Source organism: Paenibacillus sp. CF384, assembly GCF_900106745.1.
Lineage (GTDB): Bacteria > Bacillota > Bacilli > Paenibacillales > Paenibacillaceae > Paenibacillus_Z.
In genome coordinates this window covers 1-21,530 of record NZ_FNNV01000008.1, presented here as the reverse complement: position 1 = coordinate 21,530, position 21,530 = coordinate 1, and the positions used below count along the sequence as shown (strand labels likewise).

Sequence of the window (21,530 nt, the reverse complement as noted above, 5' to 3'; positions counted from 1 at the left end):
TCTTCTACGTTTCTTCACGCTCTCTTGATCTGCTCCAGAATCGTCGGGTCCTTCAGCTTGCGGTCCTCGGCAAGCAGCAGCACCTTCGACATGATCTCCGCTGTCCGCGGATCTTCATCGACGAAGGGCAGGAAGATCCTGCCGCGATGCTGCCCGTGCACCGGTAAGATGTACAGACTCCCGCTCGCCATTTGATGCACCATGCCGCTGCCCAGATGAACGGTATATTCGCCCAAAGTTCCCTTGATATGCGCATGGGAGCCCTTAATCGCTACATTGTCCAGCTTCAGAATCGGAACGAGCTCCCGTACCATCGCCGCCCGCATCTCCACGGTAGATAGGCTTGCTTCAGGATCGACGCCGCCGACATGAGCCACACTGACAACCAGATCAACGTCGCGCATCACCTCGGAGAAGATCACCTTCGGAATATCAGCCAGCTGCATCGGCTCACCGGTCTTCCGCTTGTAGAAGGCTACCGTTTCAATCGCCGGCGCTTCTACCTCGGCAGGCGAGAACCAGTCGGCCATGGCATACAGGGTCACCACAATATTTTGCTTGTGATAAACCTTCTGCAGTCCCTCTTCATAGCTCGCTGTCCATTGACGGGATTTCAGCAATGAAGCTGCTTTTCTAGGTTGAATTTGGTGGCCGTCATACCGCCTTGAACGAACACCTTCCAACAACTCATCTGCATTCGGACGATAAATCTCTCGAAACACTTGCTTGAAGGGCTGCATGATTTGCCGCTCAATCACAACCTTCTGATAAGCAGCCCATTGCCCACTCTCGTACAAATGAACCGGATGCGCGATCAATATTTCTTCAGCCGCATCCAATGAAAGGACATCCCCGCTGATATCCCGCAGTTGCCCCTGTTCGAAGAATCCAATCGCATCCGCAGACTTAAAGAGCAGATCCCTTACCAGCGGCTCAATCACTTTGTTGGTTTGGATAAGACTTAGCTCTTCCGCAGTGAACGACTCTTCCAGAACCATCGCACGCTCCAGTGCGGCACGCGCGCGTTTATGCTGCTCTCTTAATGAAGTTTGCATTTCTTTCAAGCCTGCCAGCGTTTCATCATTCTTCAGCTTGGATGGAATGGTCTTAACCGGCTTGCCGTCCTTCGTAATGGCTACCGATGCTTTGCCTCTCTCATCCATCACAAGGCATGCTTCCCACTCTTGTATCGCAATCGGCTCGAAGCTGGCTGCAATTTGCTTGAATTTCTCCGCTTCCACATTCCATGTCATGCGAATGACATCGGAATATCCGGCATTGCGGGCCAAATTATCCAGCGCAATACTCACGATCTTCGACTCGCTGTCTCGCCGCAGTGCTCCGAACTGCTTGCTCTCTTTGGCGAAACGCTGTAGCACTTCGTAACGGTGGATAAGCTCCGCTTTCCGATTATGCTTACCGAAAGGAATCAAGCCGTAGCAGAGCACATGATTCTTATTTCGCTTGCTGGACAGCTCCTTCTCGATTGCATCCGCATCCAACCTGCCAAGCACGGCATCGCAAAATAACTGGGAACGCTTATGGTTCGCACCCTCTGCTATATATTTGGCGCTGTCATAGACGAGTTGGAAGCGTTGTTCGCCCAAAGTCTCGTAGGCCTCGAAGAACCAGTTGATATCAAAGGCACCTTCATTGAAGTCTATGGCGGAGATCGGCGAATACCGCGCGACCATCGTTTCTTTATCCGCGGAGAAATGCTGGTTCACATGCGCATGGAAGTACCAGCAAGCAGGCGCCAACCCTTCCCAGCCAATATACTCGGCAATGATTTCCACCCATTGCGGGGCATACATCGCAGCCTCTATTAATCGAATCTCTGAAATATCGTGCCCCTCTAGCAGTCCTCTTAAAGTATTGGCATCATCATCAGGCTTCGGATAGCAGCACTTCAGCAGATGGCTGATCATATCCTTCTTCGTTTGCCCGCCGCCCCAAGCATAGAAATACCCACGCGCCAGCTTCTCTTTGTTGCCTAAACTGAGCAAGCAGCCGACGAAATACTGCATGCCTTCGTATTTATTAATTCGCTGGGCCAGATAGCTCACCGCTGTGTCGCTGTCCCCCCGTTGCAGCTCGATTTCAACAATCCGTTCCACCGCAAGTCTGCCGATAAGCTCCGCTTGGGGATATTGAAGCAGCTCCTCTCGCTGATGGCGGTGCTCATTCGTTATGGTGCTGATATGATCGGGACTGCTCCGTCTGCCCATCAGTTCCTTATACCATTCATTGACGGTAATGAATCCGGACTCATACGCTTTCGCAAAAGGAGTTAATCCCAATACGTGACGATCCGATTGTTCATCCAAGCGTTCATAATGGTACAGCAGCGTAAACCCCGCCCGGAACATGTCCTCTTCGCCGTTATACACGCCCGTCATTTCGGAATACCAGAACGATACTTCCTCTGTCGTCATAATCTCGGTAAATCTCAGCACTTGAGCGCCGTAAGGCTGTTGTACGTCCAAGCTCGGATGCTGTCTGACGAACTCGCTTTGTTGATCGATCAGAATGCCGGCATATAAGGCAAGCGACGCATTGTACGTCAGAATGAACCGCTCTCGAGGATCACACTCATTGAACATCGCTTTAAGCAGGCTGTAGATGAGGCGCTCATACTGCATGTCCCCAAGCCACTTTCGTACTGCTTGTATGACGGTAGGCGAGAGCATCTGAAGGACATGCGAGACTTGAAAAGTAGACGAAAACTCGCTCAACTGCGTACCGTATCTTCTGGAACAGACATCATAATAGAAGAGCAGCTCCAGGATGCGCTTCGTATCCAGCCCCTTGTCCTTGGCGAAACCGCGCCACACCTCAGCCAGTGGAAAATCATTCAATACGGCAGGACCCGCATGATTGGCGGTTGCCAGAGCACGCATGCCCCATTGCTGTGTGCCAAGTACGATTCTACCGCGGCCGCCGCCATATTCCTCGATCTCGTATTCATACTCACGATACGCATGGATAAGATCGCTCCAGCTTTGCAGCAGCTCTTGAATTTCCTCGGCGCTAGAGGTCAAGACGTCCCCAAGCGAAGCCCCCGGCCAAGGCTTCAGCTCAGGCAATTGCTGCAGCTCCTGCGGGTCAAAGAGTCCATAACCATTCTCCGGACTATATTCCACCCGGGCCGTCCCCGTAATCCGCTCGATCAGAACAAGCTCCCTCGAAGAGCGCTTAATCGCGGCATCTTTGTCCTTCAACAGCTCGACACATTGCTTATAAATGGACCGTCTCTGCTCCTCTTCCTTGAGGTTCAGGATCATATCGAGGCCGCCTAGGCGCTTGTCTTCTTTCTTATCCGACAGCAGACGCTCGGTTGTACCGATTAGCTGTTCCGGCGCCTGCTTGAGCAGTAATTGAATGACCGCTTTACGGAGATCGCCCGCTTTGTATTGAAGCAATCCTTCCACCCAGATGTATTCCTCTTCACTTAGCTGTAAGCGATCAACACTGCGCTGCGCGGCCTGGCGAACTTCCACTCCCTTATCACCTAAGGCTTCAATCAGCGCTTGGCGCTGCTTCACGCTCTGCGGTTGTTCAAGGCAGATATGTACGAGCCGGGAACGCGTATCTACATTCATTTTGTCCCGGTAATCGAGCATGACGTCGAACATCTCTGGGTCACTGTGAATATAAGCCACGATTAACATGAGGCCGCATAGTTGATCGGCTGACAGCGTACGGCTGAAAGACAGTGCAGGATTAGAATAGGTCACTTCCTTCTGCGGCATCCGATCAAGGATGTACTGCAACTGACCGAACAGCGTTCTGTCCGTGACGACATACATGTGGAAATCTTCAGGTGTCAGCTGACGATGATTCAAGCTGTAACTGGAAACATCGCTGAACAAATTGGGCAGTGCCCAAGCAAGGACCTCCAAATCCGGACTGTCCAGGAAGGCTGCCGCAATCCGGTGTTGGAACGCAGCAAACTGACTTTGTGCTACGAATTGCAGCGCCGTAATTTGCTTGTATTTGGATCCGGACTGCTTTAGCGCCATGATCGTCGCTTCGGTATTCATTAATTCATCAACGGCTGTCGCCCACAGTCCGATGTACAGCAGTTGACTGTCCTCACTTTCCAGACATTCGAGAAGGACGGCCTCGCTCGTCAAACATTCGTAAGCTGCCTTCAGGCATTTCTTAATGACAGCCGGCTTGAGCGCTTCCAGTGCCAAGCCTGTCCACACGTCAAACGCACGAATGATGGATGAGAAACGGCTTAGATCGTGTTCAATCATAATCCCTAGTATGTAGATGAAGCCTTCCCTGCTGGACTCGTCCATACACTCCGTAATCGTCTGACGCAAACCCTCTTGCAGCTTGGCGGCCAACAACAGTTCACCAACGAGGCTGTGTGCTTCCGGACTGCGGCTCATCAGCATGCCTTTGATGATATTGCGTGTTACGACAGCCGTATTGTTCTCGCTGTATATGATTTCTTTCAACTGCTGCAGCAGCGCAGTATTTCCTTCATCAAGCTCCAGCGCGATATAATCATGCAAATACGGATAGTCAGCCGTTTCTGAGTCTGCTATAGCAACCTCAGGCTGCCATGCATACCCTCTCCCAACAAACCGCAGTGCATAACCCAACCGATCTAAGCTCGAATCGAGGTATACTCCTGTATTTACGTTTGTCCGAAACGATCTTCGAAAATAGCCCATGGAGAACGGATACAAGGTGCAGCGATCCCACGTTTTCTTAAATAAGGCCGCATGAGAATCACCTAACAGAAATTTCAACACCTCGTATTGGTCACCGGTGAAAACGTCCGTAATCGAGGTGCTCGATTCGGACAGCAATGCTTGTCTCAGCAAGGTGTACTTGTCGAAGGAAACATACTCACTTGTATAACAATCCATAATAACGCTTGCCATCTTGCTTAGTTCTGCCGGGAGCATGAGGAGTTGATTGCGTTTATCAGCAACATATTGCTTTACGCGTTCCAGATGCTCTCTTGTCATTCCTGCCATCCCCTTCTCCTCCTCGTTACCACATTCGTCCCGCAAGCATCGTCAATCGTATGAACATCACTCGGTCGTTCTCCTGCAGCTGCATTTGTTCCTCCAACCGCTCTATCTCGCGATCATTAATATATACCTTATAGAGACCGTCCTTGTAGCTGAGAAGCGCATTCTCTATGGCTTGAACTGGGTCTTGTTGATTCGCGTTATACCTCGCACCGAATCCGACTTTACCAGCGTCCAATTGATCTGCAATTTGTTCTTCTGTCAATGCCGTCAGAACCTTCGACTGACCAGCATCACCACTGTTATACCGCTCAACCTCGAGCATCACGATCTGGGTGATCAGCTCTTCCAGCGTTGCCGGCGGACGAGGTAACGGCATCGCCATTTCTCCAATGATTGGCTTGCGTTTACCGATTTGCTTTACCATTATGAGTATTTGCATCACATTGCCCCAGTCTTATTGTTCATATGAATAAGCCTCTTATTGATTTCGCAGATTTCGGATTATTTCCTCTCTACGACCGGCATGAACTACTTCAAATGCCCGAGTTGCTCCCCTCTGTCACATGATTATCGGCTTCAGAATCATATCTCCGAACAGAAGTAGGCGCTTTCTCCTGCCCCGTTATAGTGCCAATCACCTGATTTCCATGATGTTCCGTTTCGAGGCGGATAAGTATAGTAAGATATAGGAAATGGAAGAGATTCCGAACATGAAAGGAAGTGTGCGCTTTGAACAGAAACTCGAAAGACAAAGGTTTTCAGCCCAGAGCCGCTCGTATGCCCAAGAAGAAATCCACCCTACTCCTCCTACAGGCAACAGCGGGTATCGTTATTGTTGGTGGAATACTGTATAGCATTTATGCAGCACAATCCGGCTCCGCACCGAAGCAAGCCGCAACAGGGAATGATCCCGTGGGCATGCAAGTGATCAAGAACGATCCTACAACAACCAAGGATGACGGAGACAAGGCTGTTCATGAGTTAGCCCCTGCTCCCGGAGAATCCACTAGCAATGAGACTGCCACGAAGCCTGGGACTTCGGTCAGTAACGATCAAGAGGCTGCTGCCGACCCGGTTGTCACGCCGGAGAAGCCGTCCGTTTCGAAGCCGGAGATCAAAGTCGTCCAAGCCAGTAAACCGGTCAGTAAGCCGGCTGGCAAACCTGCTGTGAAATACCCGTTGACCTATGTTCTCAAAAAAGGGGACACGCTGTCTTCCATCTCGATGAAATTCTATCAATCGAAGCAGTACGTCGCCCGCTTGGCAGAATACAACCATATTGTGTTTATTAATGATATGGTCGAAGGGGATACCATCAAGATTCCGGCGATCTCATCGACTGCCGGATCATCGGCTTCCAATCCGCAGAACATGGACTACTCCAAGGTCACCTTACCGGCAACCTATCTGGTGCGCACCGGCGATACCTTGTCTGCGATTTCCCTGCAATTCTATCAAACGAAGAAGCATGTAGAATTGATCGTGAAACAAAACAAGCTGGATCCTGACAAGAGCCTGATCGCGGGAAGTTCGTTAATTATTCCGGCTGTTCCGGTCGTGAAGCCGATTGTGAACCATACCGTGCAGCAGGGCGAGACGCTCTCCAGCATCTCCAAGAAACACTATGGTTCCGCTAAATACGCTGTCAATATTGCGCAAACCAACCATCTGGCGAATAACAACGATATTAAAGCAGGCGATGTGTTGAACATTCCTTATCTCAAATCTTAAAGCTGGGAGCTGCCGCATTACGGGCAGCTCTTTCTTTTATCCAAACACACCATCACTCGTCAACATCATCATCCGAATCCGAGAACAGCTCATCCAGAACCGTCTTCCTATTCTCGAGAAACCGCCTTGTGATGATGTAATGAAGCGTATCTTCATATCTGATTTCTTCAACGGGCTGTACATCGAAGTTTACGATTTGCGCATCCGGGTAGCCGAGAAGAATGGGTGAGTGCGTCGCAATTATGAACTGAGCATCCTCTTCCAGGTCCTTAATGACTCGCATTAAAGCCAGCTGCCTTGCAGGCGATAACGCGGCCTCCGGCTCATCGAGCAGATAGATCGCCTTCTTGCCGAATCGATGCTGGAACAGCGACAGGAATGCTTCTCCATGCGATTGCTGATGCAACGAACGGCCACCGTAATACGGCAGGCTATCCGGCATCGTATCGATATGGGAAGCGAAATGATAGAATGTCTCTGCTCTTAGAAAGAAGCCATTCGTAATCTTCGGCATCCAAGACAGCCGAAGATGCTCTCCGAGAATGGAATGCGATGCATCTACATCATAATTATTGTTCCGCCCGCCACCGGCCGTATTAAATCCGCATTGAAACGCAATTGCTTCAAGCAGCGTGGATTTCCCCGAACCGTTCTCCCCCACCAGAAAGGTCACGTTAGTCCGAAATGACAATGACTTCAAATATTTCAGCGCCGGTATGGAGAAGGGGTAGCGCTTCGGATCTGTTTCCTCATTCCTAATCAGTTCGAGACTGCGCAGGTACATAAGTTTCAACTCCAATACCATTCGATAGTTAGATTAAGCTTTGCGCTGCTTACATCACTCATATGCCGCTGCTATTCGTCGTATCTGCCTTTTCTCTAAAAGAACCGAACACACCCACAACAAGCCCAACAATGCCAATCGTCATGCCAAATCCTGTTGATTCATGGAAAGCTACTACGATCAAGATGCCAAACAACGTTAATTGAATTCCTAAGAGCTGCACTTGAAGAACGCTGGGCTTAATAAAATCCAACATGACCCCCACAACAAACATCAGTGTAACAATGACCACGAATACCGTTAGAATTATTAAGCCAATGGTCTCCATCTATGGTTCAGACCTCCTTCGATACAACTTAATCGCTCTGGGCAAATTCAGGACCCCTATAAGAAACGTGCTAATAAAGGGTATCCATTCATGGATATGAAAGTGGAACTTGCCATCTCCGACCGGACCGGTCTTCGGCTGGTGAAAGTCCCATATGGCATACAAAACACCGAGCACAGGGAGCATGATACACACGATGGCCGCAATTAAATAGATTTTTTTCCTGTTCATACCTGTACCTCCGTCCATCCATTTCCATTAGCTGCAGGCTCTGACAATAATGGTGCGTACATCATAAGTGCGTGGTTCTCGGTGACATGCTCATCGTTGATCAGTTCACGATCATGATTGTAGACACGGCGATGAAGTACGTTACGCCGAACGTAACCGCCCCAATACTGCTGCTCGATGCGATGCTCCTTCTCATAGATTTCATAGGCATGCAGCGGCTTCTCACTAGCCCGCCACTCACCTGTCAGAACATGATCTTTCAACTCAAGCACCAGTTGATACGGAACTGTCGTCTGGTTCTGAATCATCAAATCCAAGTAATTATAAGAACAAGTCGCTCCACTGCCGAAGGGCTGTGTACGGTTCGCGTCCGGAAACACGTCATAGCTATGACGATGGCGCTCCACCACGGTAAGAGGCGTATGCAGCGTCATCCAATAGATTAAATTCGACAGCTGGCACAACCCTCCGCCTAACCCTGACTTGAATTTTCCATAGTGCAATACCATACCCGGCACATAGCCTTTTCGCGCAGTAGTTCGCCCGATCAGCTTCCAATAGGACATGGTCTCTCCCGGAGCAATGACGAGCCCCTGTAGTCGTTGAATCGCAAGCGCCAAATTAATCTCTTTGTTATGCTGCAGCCACATATCCACGTCCTTCAGCTTCCGCAGCGTCGGCGTTGAATGATGGTAAACAACATGTTCCAGCGGTTCCACTGCGAATGTCTGCGCGAACGAGATACCTCCGAACAGCCACCGAGCATATCTGCGCCATGTAAAATAAGCAGTCCCCATCATAAGCCGCAGCCTAGATCTCCGAATCGGTTTCATCCACACTGCACCTTCCTTATATGATCTCAACTTCTATATTTTTACACTTTAATTAAGACGTGAATCGCTTCAAAAAGTTGCAATGCAAAAAGACCGCCGGCGGCAGTCTTTCGGATGTGTGAAACGGAGCAAGGGTCATGCCGTTGCACGAATAGCATGATGCTCACACCAATTCCGCAGAAACTTTAGGTTCGTGTTAAAATAATGATCGTCCTGCCAAGCGCCCCAGACATGCCCGAAGCTGGTATGGAGACCCATTAACCAGATTTCCCTAATCGCTACAAATACCGGTATCGCTTTAAGGTCGTATTCACTCAGCACTTTAACCTTCTGATAGGCATCTAGGAAACCAACCCAATGCTCGTTGTCATATTGTTCTTTCTCTTTCCCTCTCACCCTGACCCATAAGAAAACGGAAACATCATAGGCTCTCCAACCGAAGCCACCACAGTCAAAGTCGAAATGAGTTAACGTGTTTTCATGAAAATGTACGTTGCCTCCATGAAGATCACCATGACACATCCCCCATTCCAGCTCTGACGAAATTTCAGCTATGCGGCTCGACAATACTTGAGACAAGGATTCCAGATAATCGATGTCCTCTGGTCGGTGGGCTAACAATTTCGATTGTCGAATGTTGTGCAGAGGTTCCTTAAGCAAATGCTCCAGATCAATCTTGAATCTATCCGGTCCACCAATGAAGTCGTTCATAGCCAGATGCATCTTGGCCACCTGCTCCCCATACAGCTCCGAACTCGCTTTGGTATCGGAATAGCCGCCTTCCGCATACGTAAACAGAACCGCGTAACGCTCACCCTCAGGGGCATCTAGTTCTATAACGTATCCTCCGTCCTTTCTCGGGACTGGCGCCGATACCGGAATTTCCTTGTCATTCAAATGATTCAATAATTCCACTTCGAAATCAACGTCATTTTTCTTCCTCCAATGCTCTTTATAAATCCGAAGAACGTATTTGCTTGTACGGGTCTTCAGCATATACGTATCATTGAGCCCATTCGATAGAAACCGGCATTCCGTCACGTCCCCTACCTCATACAGATCATTGATCGTAACCATTAATGCATTAGAAGATATGACAGAATGATTGACAGGAAGTTTTAGCATAGACCGATCTCCTTCACTGACTCGTGATTAAGTCGTGTTTAACTCAGCACTTCCAGCATGCCATAGTTTCTTCCATTCGAGTAGATTGAGTTTATTTAGAAAATGTTCTCGCCTACTGCAGACGTCAACCCCCATCTCTCGGCGGAAGTATTTTCAGATGCTTAAAATCCTTATATGCCTCTAGATCGTCCAGTACAAGCTGTTTCCCCCGTGCTATTGCTATGGACAGTCTGTTCTGCCCCGCTTCTTGAACTTGTAAATAACTCCCGTCAGCGAAGCTGATCGACATCCCATGGAAGAATCCCTCGACTTCAGCAGTGGAAGCAGTTTCCTCGACGCCGCTCTTAACGAATTTCTTCAGCATCCGGCAGACCTTGTTTATTGATTCATGGTCAGCCTTATTGGTACTATTAAGTGGGACATATAAGAGATCCCCATCCTGTAGATTTACGGATGTTATGGTTTCCGGACTGCATACAGCTGCCAATTCGCTTAGTGATTTGGGCTTAGGCAGGTTGCTCCTTTCCTCCTCGTAAGAGGGCCGATCGTACGTTAATCGAACAGAGCGATTCTTCTTATCCAAGGGACTGTAGTAGATGAAATCTAATGACCCATGTCCCATGTCGCCGGAAAAATTCAGCCCATCTTCGCTGTAAAGCGCCTTATTGTTCAAAGCATGCGTCCGCTCTTCCCCAATCAATAGCTTATCCGCCAACACCACGACAGAGTGGTCCTTGAGGTCGATTAGCGTGAGGAGTCCGGTTCGATTCGGCCGAACGACCAAATAATCCTCGCCGATATTAAGTACGGTGAATACCTCATCTTGGCCGGTAAGCATGGGCAGATCATAGTCATTAATCGCATTGCCCTGTTCGTCGAACACATTCACGATTTTGCCATCGGTTATAACTAACCGCTGCAGCCAACCTTCCCGTCTATACAGTTGAAAATAGGTTAAATTGGACTGATAGCTGTGCGCATACGACGCTTTCTTTTGGCTTACAATCTTATTGTCTCGAACAAGCATGCTATATTCATCATAGTGTAGAAGAAGCTTGTCGTCTGTATATTTGTCCACAGCTGTAAGTATGCTGATGGGGCCGCCGAATCCCCCGTTATAGAAGGAAATATCGCCTTTCACAGTGCCTTCCAGTTTACCGATAAGAACGACAGGATGCTGATCACTAAGCGCTCTATAAATTTCTTTGGTCACAGGGTTCAGCCAAATATAACTCCAGGGGCTCGGTTGGATATAGGTATCCTTACGCGTTATTCGAACGGTTTTGCTCGTTTCATCCCATACGACCTCGGCCTTGGCAGCCTCCGAGAAGAACCGAAGCGGAGCGTAAATTTGTCCTTGCAGGTTGAGGAAAGGCGCTGGTAGTGGGACTTGCCGGTCATTGACGATTGCATGCTTAGAACCATAAATCAGCCTCACGGTGAGCTCCGGATATTTCATGGACACCATCTTGGCTGCAGCATTCCAGGACACGATCGTTCCGAGCAGCCGGCCCATATCACGCACAGGCAAATAAACATTTCCTCCGGAAACAAGTGGAGCAGTGTACAACTCATACCTATTTCCGTTCATCATTACTTTAATTCCGCCTGCTTGAGGTGCAGCATCAGCTCCGGAGCCTTCTTCGGCCGAGGCTGACATGGGAATACCCAGCAGCATCGTTATAACTAACATGTTAGCAGCAAGTAAGGTAAGTACTCTTCTATAAAGAAGCAAGGGATCATCCTCCTGTTTATTAAAGCCGGATGATCATTAGACGAGTGCACCTGAGAAATGTTGCGGTAAATTCCTATATATGGATGATATGCCGAGAGCGGGACTACGATCTGGCACAGGCGGGGGGTGATACAAACGGAGCAGGTCATGAAATGCTGCCATAAAAGCAGCATTTCTCTTCCAAACTGGGATATTTCTTTGAATTGCTGCTTAGAAAGCAGCATTTTGTCCATTTGGGAGTAGAAAATGCCTGCTCTTAAACGAACTGCTGCATTTCAAGCAACATTATCTAGTTGGGAGCCTCATCTCCTAGAAAATGCTACCGACTGAGCAACATTTCCTTACCAAATATCCACGATAGGCATGTTACGCTCCAACCTAACCTTACTCTCTGCAATCCAATCCTTAAACCACTGATTATCGGAGCTGCTGAACGATTCATCCCCGTCAAAGTCCCGAAATGCCCCAATGTAAACGATCAACTCTCTCAGCATCAAGAACAAGGGGATTTGCTTCAAATCTTCTTCGCTTAACGTGTTTTCGAGGTTATAGCCTTTCATAAATGAACGCATGAATCTGCGAGCCTGATCCTCTCTCAGCTCCCGACCATCTTCGCCCCCGTAGACATAAACCAGATAGTACAATTGGATCGCGATATCCTCAACAAACCAGCTGTACTGCGCCTCGTCGAAATCGAACAGCGTAATCTTCCCATCGCCTTCATCTCTGACGAAATTACCGATGCCCATATCCCCATGAATAAGTCCATAAGTATCGCGATCCGTTGGCATATCGTTCAGCCTGCTAACCATCAGACTGTAATTCTCTTTTACACGCTGATGGGACGGAGGAAGGATATCGATATCCTTCAAGTAATCGTTCTGGCGCCATTCCAATCTGTGAGCGCTGTCGTCCTCAGGCTGGTACAGCTTCGATAATGCATGCATGTTGCCCGTAATTCTACCAAGAGCTTCATATAACGCATCATCATCCAGACATGCCGGATAACCCACCTTCTGTCCTGGCGCTTTCTCGAAGGAAACCGCAGTAAAGAACATCTCTGCTGTCACTATGACTTCCGTCCACTCCCCGGCTGCAGACAGAATCGGCATCGAAGCTGAAATGCCGTGGCCAACCAGATACCGGATCCATTCCAGCTCTGCTTTTACCGCTCCAACGGTACGCCTGCTTCCCGGTGTTATTCGCAATATATATTCGCGCCCACTACGCTGATACTCATATACGAAGTTTTGAAAACCACCGATTAAAGTTACCTCTTCCACGCTGAGCCCATATCTCTCCGCCGCAATTGCAAGAACGCCGTGACGATGAAAGAGGTCCGTAATGACGTTTTCCATATTGAATTCCCCCTAACCTGAACCTGCATCCAAGTGAGCAATCAACTGTTCATAATCGATTCTGCAAAAGCTACCTGTTTAACGAGATCCGCATACTCCTCGGCTGTTGCGCCATCCTCTACACACCAGCATGAGCCCATCGCCGTTTCGACGAAGAGGCATTGTTTGATGATCGCGCTCGGAATGCCCAGCTTCTTCTCAAGTACGACGATAATCTCGTTGATTTTCGCATAGCCTTTCTGCGAGAAATCATCATCAAATTCATTTAAGATAAAGCGCGGAACGTCAAACACCGGATCGCCTATTACACCTTTCGGATCAATGATTTGATAGACGCCACCTTGCCCAAGCAAAATATTATCGTGGTGAAAGTCTCCATGAAGCAGCATCTGCCGGGTATATACCGCAGCCACCGATAGGCAGATATCTTCTGCTTTCTTCATGTAGCCTGCTAATTCGCTGCAATCTGGCTGCTTGCTCATGAATTCGGTTATTTTGCTGACCCAATCTACGTAAGTCGGATATAACTCTGCGTTAGCGGCCGCTATGTGCAGGTCTGTGTATAGCGAGCTGAATACGTCCAATCTTGCCGCAAGCGATGTCTCTTCCCTTAGCGGATTGCCCGGCTTGACGCGCGCTTCAAGCATCACGCCTCGAACGACATCAGCCGCATACACGTTGCAGAATCGTCTGCCATCGTAATGGAGCAGCGTATGATATTCCGTGTTTATCTCTGCCGAGGAAATTCTGCCTACCTTGAGAACCGCGCTTCCGAATTGCGCGGATTCGCATGTAAACACCAGGTTTGCAGAATAGGAGGGAATGAGCTGAAGCTCGCTCAGTGCCCATTGTTCGGCGAAGGTATCGAGATCCCTCAACACCTTCTCATAGAACGCTTGCCCAAAGCGATTCACGATTTGTTCGATTTCATTTTGCCGGAACTGATAGTGCTTGCTCATTCTTAGGTTTCTCCTCCGCTATGCTCCATTCTACTCCGACACTCGAATCGTATTGCTCTCGGGCTCCCAACTCGTAGTCCAGCCGAATGCCGCACCGAGTTCACGGACAGGCGCCAGCAATTCCCCTCTTACACTATATACTTCCTTGCCAATGGCGGTAGACTTCCCATTCACATAAATGCCGCCTGTTTCTTCTGTGTGGAAGGAGAACTCCTTGCCATCCTTTAGCGCAACCGCAATTTTGTCCTGATCGTTCCACGTCAATCGATAACCCATCGCTTCCATTATTCCTCGGACAGAAGCATAAACGCTGCCATCGATCTGCATGGACCACATGACAATTTGCTTCCCGTTCACCAGCACGCAAGGCGCTTCCAGTACGGGTTCATATTTGGTAACGGATAAGGTTCCCCATGAGTACGGTTCATAGGAGTAAGGCGGAACACCGAAGCCATCCTCTCCTCCTCCCTGACCTAATACCCCGCGGCCAATCTGACCGTAGCGGTTTAAGCCTGCACCCCACAAGGTACCGTCCTTCTTAATGAGAAAAGAAGACCGAGAACCGCTGACAACCTCTACTGCCTGCTGGTGCGCAAGCTTCACGGGGTGATCGAATCGATGCGGCTGCAAGCCGTCTCCGATCTGACGGTAAGAGTTATTACCCCATACCCATACCTGGTCAAGCTGATCGAGCGCCAAACATTGCAAATAACCGCAAGATAACTTATCTATCGATTGAAGCTCAGGAATTTGCACGAGATGGAGCGGCCCTTCCAACGGATCTTTGTTTCTCCCCAGCACGCCGCCGTAATTATCTCCGAACGACCACACGGTACCGTCCGTGCGCAGCAGCAGAGTAGAGCTTCCGGAACTTGTAATCGCCTTGATATGATCAAGCTTCTCGAATCGTCTTGGTTTCGTAATGACGGCTTGTTTCCCCGTCTGGTAATAGTACCAATACGGTGATCCCCAGTACCAGAGTTCACCTTTGTTGTCGATTACGTAGGCTGTAATACCATCGCTATGTATGGCTGTTATTGGAGGCAAACCCGCCACAAGAGCCGGTGCGGCGAGGGATTTCACTTTTCCATTCCCTAATTCGCCATACTCGTTGCTTCCCCAGGACCAGACCGTCCCATCCTTCTTCAGCGCGAACGCAGCGTGATAGCCTAATTCAATAGCCTTCACGTCTTGAAGTCCATCCATTTGTTTGGGAACTCTAGTGAATAGGGGATTGGTTGACGAATAAGTGACACCGTCGAAAGTGCCATAACGTAAACTCCCCAACATCCATACCGTCCCATCTTTCTTCACAAAAGCGGCCGTATCCGAATAAGTCGAAGAAAACGAAATGGACTCCACATCCGATAAGCCCGGAACTTGAACGGCGGTCGTGGTCAGGCGAGACCCAAGATTAGCCCCCCAGGACCAGACCGTCCCGTCCTTCTTCAGCGCAAGCGTACTTCCGTATCCGGAAGCGACTTGTTTCACATTCGTAATTACTTTTCCTCCAAATGTCATCGATGGCTCCTGCAAGCTTTCCGCCGAAGCTCCTATAGGCAGCATGAAACTAGCCATACACACGAGCACAATCAACTTTAGTAAACGAGAATCTCTCACTTTCACTCCACCCCAGTACCATGAATTAGGATATCTTCATAGATCTTAGACGTTTACGAGGCAAAAAGGTTACTGACCTAATAAAAAGACCGCCACGAATGGCGGCCGTAATGTCGTGAAACCCACACCAACGAGTAGCTAACGAATCGTGCAGGCCTATGATGGTCTATTTAATTCTAAGCTTAATGTCCCCTTCGATTCGACTTGGATAGTCGGTAATGGTGAGCGTCAGCGGACTCTGATAGTTCGCCTTCTTGATGAAATATTGGAACATGTCGCCGGACGTTCCCGTCATACCCGATCCGAAGGATTTACCGGATGCATCCTTGAAACTCATGTCAAATAAGCTGTACCCTCGGTTCTCATCAAGCGGATTATCATTCTCTAACTTAAAGACAAGTATGCGCTGCCCGTCTTCCTTGCTGGTGCCGACGTCACTTAGCGTAAGATGATCGTCCGGACCTGACAGCAGCTTCTTATGATCAAGATCCACCTTGATCTCCAGCTTGTTTTTGTCCAATGCACGAATGCTGTTCGCTCGTAAATACAACCGGTCCGGCTTGCGGAAATAGTTGCTCTGGAAATAAAGAATTTGTCTGTTCTCATCAATGGTCGAACCGGATACGCCGTTAGTGATGGTTCCGAACGTTTCACCGCGCTCATCTTCGATCCGAATATCGTCAAAGTAGAATATCTTCTTCGTGTTGGTAGGATCGTAAGCTACTTCCAGCCCAATCCGGGTCGGATATACGGTCATTTTCCCAAAGGTAATATGCTGACCCTCTACTGTAACTGTCTTGTTAATGGCGTAGGTTTGCTTCAAGCCTTCGAATTTGGCTTTATCTATAGGAATGTCAAACTTCCAATTCGGCAGGGCAGTCACTACCTTCTCATCCTTTCCGACCTTTAGCTCCAGTTGGAGAACATCCGGAACCGCCGCTCCCCCTTGTAAATTAAAATCAATCGTGCCTTGGCTGCTTTCCCATTCCTCATTAGAATTCGAGGAACCGTACGAGATGGAGATCTGCTCTTTAGTCGCCAGATCGACTTTCTGTACATTGACGACTCGCTTCCGTCCATCCATATTCGTTAAGGTATAGAAGACAATAACCCTCGATTCATCCGCAAGCACACCATCCACGGTCACCTTGATGCCATCATGCTCCTCGGACAGTCCGATCGGCTGCATGAAATCATTTTCGATGGCAAGCTCCAGCCCTTTGTCAGAATTAATCAGCTCCACGAGTGAGCGAAGTCCGGGCAAATCACCGACATAGGCCGCAACAACAGGCGAGAAGCGCACCGAAGCTACCATTGTCAGAAGCAGCAGACATGCGGTATAAGATGCGAATCTAGTTACCGTGCGGCGCCTTCTGCGTTGCCGGCCAAGACGCATGCCATTCCTAATTCGCTCATCGATCGTCCCGGGAACCGCAATTTGATTCATCTGTTCCTTCATCGCATCCAGCTGCGGCCAATCCTGCTCATTGGAATCGCGAAAGTCATTCATGAGGTTCACCGTCCTTCTCCAGCCGCTTCCGCAGTCCGCCGAGTGCTTTATGCAGCCATGTTTTGATCGTACCTTCCGGCTTCTCTAACGTTCTCGCAATTTCGGCGATCGTTAGATCATGATAATATTTCAGCTCAATGACGGTCCGATAATTGGCATCAAGCCGTTCCACCGCGGATTCCAGCATGACTCTCTCCAGCAAAGCAGACTCTCCGCTCGCCACATGCGGCTCTTCGGCACCGGCCGCCACTTGCTGTTTCTCATTCCGGCGAGACTGCCTCTTGGTCTCGTCCGCGCAGTAGTTCATCAGAATGCGTATCAGCCAGCTGCCGAAATAACCAGGCTCCTTCAATTTGTGTATCTGCATGTAGGCACGACAGGTCACTTCTTGCACGGCTTCAAGCGCGTCGTTCTCGTTCTTCAAATACGAATAGGCGATTCGGTACAGTTTATCCTTGTGCTGCGTAATGAGGCTGTAGAAGGCCGCATCGTCACCGCGTTTAGCTGCAAGAGCCAGCAATTCGTTATCCATACGTGCGTTTCCTCTCCTGCCATCATGCTTCTTCTACAAGTTAGACTGTGCAGAGCGGCAAACGGTTTTCGTTTATCGTAAATTATTTTATCCGAATGACAAAAGGCCACCTGATCGGCAGCCCTCCTCGTAACGATCATCTATTCGTTCTTCCTACCCATGTACATGAAATGTTCAGCTACACTTAGTAGCTCCTCGCGTTCACATACTTGCTCCGCCAAGTCGAGCCAAGCCGATACCACCTCTGGCGGCTGCGCAAGCAGCTCCGGCTCCCGCAAGTATAGGAAGCTTTCGCAGTTGATCACGTGCAGTTTCTCCAGTTGAAAGGCTTCAAAGAACGGCGCTACATCTCGGGGACGGATGTAATAGTTGTCCGTGAATCCATGTCCGGCAAAATTCGCATCCTCAATCATCGTATGAAGCTCAGACCTGCGATCATCTGCTAGGATGAATGCCGGGTTGCGGATCAAGTAATCCCAGACGAATGAATAAGAAGAGACAAAAGATACGAACAGGACTCCGTTCGGCTTCAGCTTCTTGAGGCACTCCTGAATGGTCGCAGCTCGATCCTTCTCTTCTTTCAGATGATACATCGGCCCCATGCACAGCACATGATCGAACTGCTCATCTGCAATACTCGATAAGTCGCGGCTGTCTGCGCACAGCACTTCAAGTGGTAACCCAAGCTCTTGCGCTTTGTTGCGTGCAAAGTTTACATTGTTGGGCGAGAGATCAGCCAGCGTCACGTCACAGCCAAGCGCCGAGAGATAAAGCGAATACCTGCCCGGACCACCGCCAAGATCGAGCACTTTATCACCCGGCTTGATATAGCGGTTCATATATCGTTTGCTAAGCTCAAACTCAACCTTGTGCCGATCGAGCCTCTCCCATTCGTATTGCACGGTATTATCGTAGAATTGGCGAACAATCGCAAGATCATCCATAGGAACACTCCTCTTCGCCGAACAAACTCATTTGAAACGAATCCGCAACCGGCGGTTGATAATAGGGCATTTCCGTTGATATTCCGTGCAGCGAGCAAGCTTCACGGAAGCGAAGCTCCAGTTCCTTCTCGTTCTTCGACTTACACTCATAGGCAAGTCCAAATGTCCGTCTATATTGATTGCTCAATCCCGGAAATAATTCATCCAGCTTGCGATAGAAATACTCTCGCTGCCTATCTCGCAACGTAACGCCGAATGCCGCAATGATATGTTTGACACCGGCGGCAGCCGCCCGCTCAACAAGCTGATCGATGTTATCCCTTTGATCTTCCAAGAAGGGAAGAATAGGCATCATCGTCATCGTCGTCACGACTCCAAGCTTCTCAAGTTCAGCAAGCGTGCGAAATCGCTCTGTTGAGGATGCTGCATGAGGCTCCAATTTGCGTGCCAGCTCATCGTTAGCAGTCGTAATCGTCACCGCAACGGAGGCATACTTGGTGCTTAGCTGCTGCAGGACATCGGAATCTCGGAGGATGAGGTCGCTCTTCGTTGTAATATGTACCGGGAACCGGAACTCGGCAATCATTTGCAGTGCACGCCGCGTCATCAGCAGCTTGCGTTCCATCAGCGTATACGGATCACTCATCGAACCCGTACCGATCGTCGATTCTCTGCTTCTCTTTGCAGCCAGCTCCTTGCGAAGCAGCTCCAGCGCATTGCTTTTGACAGTGACATTGTGAAAGTCGTCGATCCCATACCGCTCACTTCGCGAATCGCAGTAAATACACTGGATGTCACAGCCGCGATACAAATTCATGGTATATTTAGTCCCAAACCAACCGGCAGGGTATTTAGTAGGAATTAGAATACTCTTGGCTTCAACAGATTGCATCTCACTTCACCCTCCAACAAAAGAAGAACGTTTGTTCCTATATAAACAATAACATTATTCCTTGTGTCTGGGAAGTGGATCTACTCGATCCTACAAAGTTAATGGATGAGCTTCCAAACCGACTTTGAATAAACCAGCCAAGTGCTATACTCACAAATCTTATTACGCAACTCATAAACGTTGTCCATATCCGTGAAATGACCAACAGCCGCGATCGGTATCTTATATTCGGCTGTATCCATAATCGCTTTCGACAAATCAATGTATAATCCATCGCGGGTAAATTGCAACAACGCTGTTGAGATCTCCGTCGGTATAGGCCCAAATTCTCTTCCTGTCAACTTCCGAAGCTTCTCCACAATCACGTTGGCGAGAAGCACTTCATAATCATGCAGGTCCGTCACATAGAGCTTGTTGAACCAACCATCATCATGCGCGTAATACGCAAACCTCACCTTGGGCACCTGGTGCAGCGGTCTGGCGAAATGCCCGAAAAATAATAATTCGGCCACATCATTGTCGCTTAATGCATCCAGATCCTCTTCCCGGGCGAAATCCACCCAACAAAAATCCCCATACCCATAAACATCGTCCTCGATCAACTCATCGAGCTCTTCCCGGGTTACATAATCGAGTCGAGAGTGCGGATTCCATTGCGCATTCGAGAATTGATGTTGGAGCAGGATCAGGTTCTCCGGTCTGGGAGACACACCATTCATAAACGCATGAAATTCAACTCCATACGAATAGAAGCAGTTATTCGGGTGCATTTGGCTGACATAAATCATATCTCTGGTTTTCTTCATTTTGTTCATGAGGCGATTCTCCGTTTCACTCAAATAACGAGGGCTGCTTGAGCCATAGATCCAGATCAACAGATCCTTGTACGCCTAGCAGCCGATAGAAATAACGATACACGGTGCGATAGTCCGTTATATCCGGAGGGGCGAGGATTGACGAATAACCTTTGAGGAAAGCAGCGGCAGAGCGCTCATCGAGCACATACTCCAACCCGACAAAATCAAGCTCACGAGGACCTACTGCATAAGCTTCAACATCGACGACTGCGGACAACACCCCATCCTCGCATAGGAACTGTGACGAATCCAAATCAATGAATATAGGACAGAAGTGCTGCGGCACCGGAAGAACGTCAAGTGCATGAAGCATCGCATTGAGCTGCGCCTTGATCTTGATATCATTTGCATAATCGATTTCGATGAGTTGCCTCATGGTACTAGCCAACCGGACATGGAAATTCGGTTGTGGGACTCGTTGAGTGCCGGCAAGGTTGCCAAAATAGTCGTAACGCTGCGCATGCACGCGGGCCAACCAGACGCCTAATTGATGCAGCAGCGCATCGGATTGCTCGGTGAACTTCTGCGATGGGGAACCGTTCATTTTCTCGACTACCAGATACTCTCCGCCCTCGATGATCTGATGCTTATGTACTCGCGGTGCAGGAATATCTACAATCGTACGGAGCATGGCAGCATTCGCTATGAAGTGACGCATATGTCTGGGATCTATTCCGAATAAATCATGACACCCCCACCAAAACTCATGGGTCGGCGCTTCTTTCATTCTGGATACACGTACAACCTGCTCCCCTGCAGCGGTCTTAACTAGCCAGACGTCGCTGGCATGCCCCGAATAACCGGGATCAAGAACCGTAATCTGTTCGATCGGTTCATCAAAGAGCTGCTGAAGCAGATGGTCTGTTGTCATAGTGGAACCTCCCTTTAATTCATCAACCTTCATCGCACAACTCCGCTGGCCTTGATTACTCAACAATGTTGTAAAAAATGCAGCATTTTATCCATCCAACAGGCTATCGCGACCAAATGTTGCACAAACGGCTCAGCCCCTTTAATCCGGAGTCCTTCCAGCCAAAAAACAAGTTCTCACAAGATTGCTTGTTTTTTCGCGCTGTTACATGGCTTTATGGAAC

At 49.0% G+C, this 21,530-nt stretch carries 17 protein-coding genes; 1 reads left to right on the top strand and 16 read right to left on the bottom strand.

Going from position 1 to position 21,530, the window contains the following annotated elements:
• Positions 1 to 14: 14 nt before the first annotated feature.
• Together BLW29_RS14590 and BLW29_RS14585 are read right to left on the bottom strand one after the other, a co-directional pair.
• A complete protein-coding gene (locus tag BLW29_RS14590; RefSeq protein ID WP_090980730.1) occupies positions 15 to 4,997 on the bottom strand; it encodes a DUF4132 domain-containing protein in 4,983 nt (1,660 codons plus the stop codon).
• 16 nt (positions 4,998 to 5,013) lie between these two features.
• Positions 5,014 to 5,436 carry a hypothetical protein gene (locus BLW29_RS14585; RefSeq protein ID WP_090980728.1) on the bottom strand — a complete coding sequence of 141 codons (423 nt, stop codon included), beginning with the start codon at positions 5,434 to 5,436 and terminating at the stop codon, positions 5,014 to 5,016.
• Positions 5,437 to 5,726: 290 nt separating this feature from the next.
• On the opposite strand from BLW29_RS14585, the gene BLW29_RS14580 reads away from it, so the two are divergent.
• Positions 5,727 to 6,728: a LysM peptidoglycan-binding domain-containing protein gene (locus BLW29_RS14580; RefSeq protein ID WP_090980726.1), complete on the top strand. Its 1,002-nt coding sequence runs from the start codon at positions 5,727 to 5,729 to the stop codon at positions 6,726 to 6,728.
• 52 nt (positions 6,729 to 6,780) lie between these two features.
• On the opposite strand, the gene BLW29_RS14575 is transcribed toward BLW29_RS14580, so the two are convergent.
• The 14 genes from BLW29_RS14575 to BLW29_RS14505 form a co-directional block, all read right to left on the bottom strand.
• Complete coding sequence (locus tag BLW29_RS14575) at positions 6,781 to 7,512, bottom strand: AAA family ATPase (protein ID WP_090980724.1); 732 nt, start codon at positions 7,510 to 7,512, stop codon at positions 6,781 to 6,783.
• 58 nt (positions 7,513 to 7,570) lie between these two features.
• The gene (locus BLW29_RS14570) at positions 7,571 to 7,840 is read right to left on the bottom strand and encodes a hypothetical protein (RefSeq protein WP_090980722.1); all 270 of its coding nucleotides are present in this window, start codon (positions 7,838 to 7,840) and stop codon (positions 7,571 to 7,573) included.
• A gap of 227 nt (positions 7,841 to 8,067) precedes the next feature.
• Positions 8,068 to 8,904 (bottom strand): VanW family protein, encoded by an 837-nt coding sequence (locus BLW29_RS14560; protein ID WP_090980718.1) that lies wholly within the window; start codon positions 8,902 to 8,904, stop codon positions 8,068 to 8,070.
• Positions 8,905 to 9,039: 135 nt separating this feature from the next.
• Positions 9,040 to 10,029: a phosphotransferase gene (locus BLW29_RS14555; RefSeq protein WP_090980716.1), complete on the bottom strand. Its 990-nt coding sequence runs from the start codon at positions 10,027 to 10,029 to the stop codon at positions 9,040 to 9,042.
• Between the two features lie 124 nt (positions 10,030 to 10,153).
• Positions 10,154 to 11,764 (bottom strand): copper amine oxidase N-terminal domain-containing protein, encoded by a 1,611-nt coding sequence (locus BLW29_RS14550; protein ID WP_090980714.1) that lies wholly within the window; start codon positions 11,762 to 11,764, stop codon positions 10,154 to 10,156.
• Positions 11,765 to 12,105: 341 nt separating this feature from the next.
• Entirely contained in the window at positions 12,106 to 13,122 is a 1,017-nt protein-coding gene (locus tag BLW29_RS14545) for a phosphotransferase enzyme family protein (protein ID WP_090980712.1), read from the bottom strand.
• Positions 13,123 to 13,163: 41 nt separating this feature from the next.
• Positions 13,164 to 14,081, bottom strand: coding sequence for an aminoglycoside phosphotransferase family protein (locus BLW29_RS14540; RefSeq protein WP_090980709.1), 918 nt, complete (start codon positions 14,079 to 14,081; stop codon positions 13,164 to 13,166).
• Positions 14,082 to 14,111: 30 nt separating this feature from the next.
• The gene (locus BLW29_RS14535; protein WP_177186634.1) at positions 14,112 to 15,602 is read right to left on the bottom strand and encodes a stalk domain-containing protein; all 1,491 of its coding nucleotides are present in this window, start codon (positions 15,600 to 15,602) and stop codon (positions 14,112 to 14,114) included.
• Positions 15,603 to 15,867: 265 nt separating this feature from the next.
• Complete coding sequence (locus BLW29_RS14530; protein ID WP_090980705.1) at positions 15,868 to 17,211, bottom strand: DUF4179 domain-containing protein; 1,344 nt, start codon at positions 17,209 to 17,211, stop codon at positions 15,868 to 15,870.
• Positions 17,204 to 17,743, bottom strand: a complete 540-nt coding sequence (locus tag BLW29_RS14525) for a sigma-70 family RNA polymerase sigma factor (protein ID WP_090980703.1) — start codon at positions 17,741 to 17,743, stop codon at positions 17,204 to 17,206. The genes BLW29_RS14530 and BLW29_RS14525 overlap by 8 nt, the downstream gene beginning before the upstream one ends.
• 140 nt (positions 17,744 to 17,883) lie before the next feature.
• The gene (locus BLW29_RS14520) at positions 17,884 to 18,687 is read right to left on the bottom strand and encodes a class I SAM-dependent methyltransferase (RefSeq protein WP_090980701.1); all 804 of its coding nucleotides are present in this window, start codon (positions 18,685 to 18,687) and stop codon (positions 17,884 to 17,886) included.
• A complete protein-coding gene (locus tag BLW29_RS14515; protein WP_090980699.1) occupies positions 18,680 to 19,579 on the bottom strand; it encodes an SPL family radical SAM protein in 900 nt (299 codons plus the stop codon). The genes BLW29_RS14520 and BLW29_RS14515 overlap by 8 nt, the downstream gene beginning before the upstream one ends.
• A 98-nt stretch (positions 19,580 to 19,677) precedes the next feature.
• Positions 19,678 to 20,394 (bottom strand): hypothetical protein, encoded by a 717-nt coding sequence (locus tag BLW29_RS14510; protein ID WP_090980697.1) that lies wholly within the window; start codon positions 20,392 to 20,394, stop codon positions 19,678 to 19,680.
• A 16-nt stretch (positions 20,395 to 20,410) separates the two neighbouring features.
• A complete protein-coding gene (locus BLW29_RS14505; RefSeq protein ID WP_090980695.1) occupies positions 20,411 to 21,307 on the bottom strand; it encodes a phosphotransferase in 897 nt (298 codons plus the stop codon).
• Positions 21,308 to 21,530 lie beyond the last annotated feature (223 nt).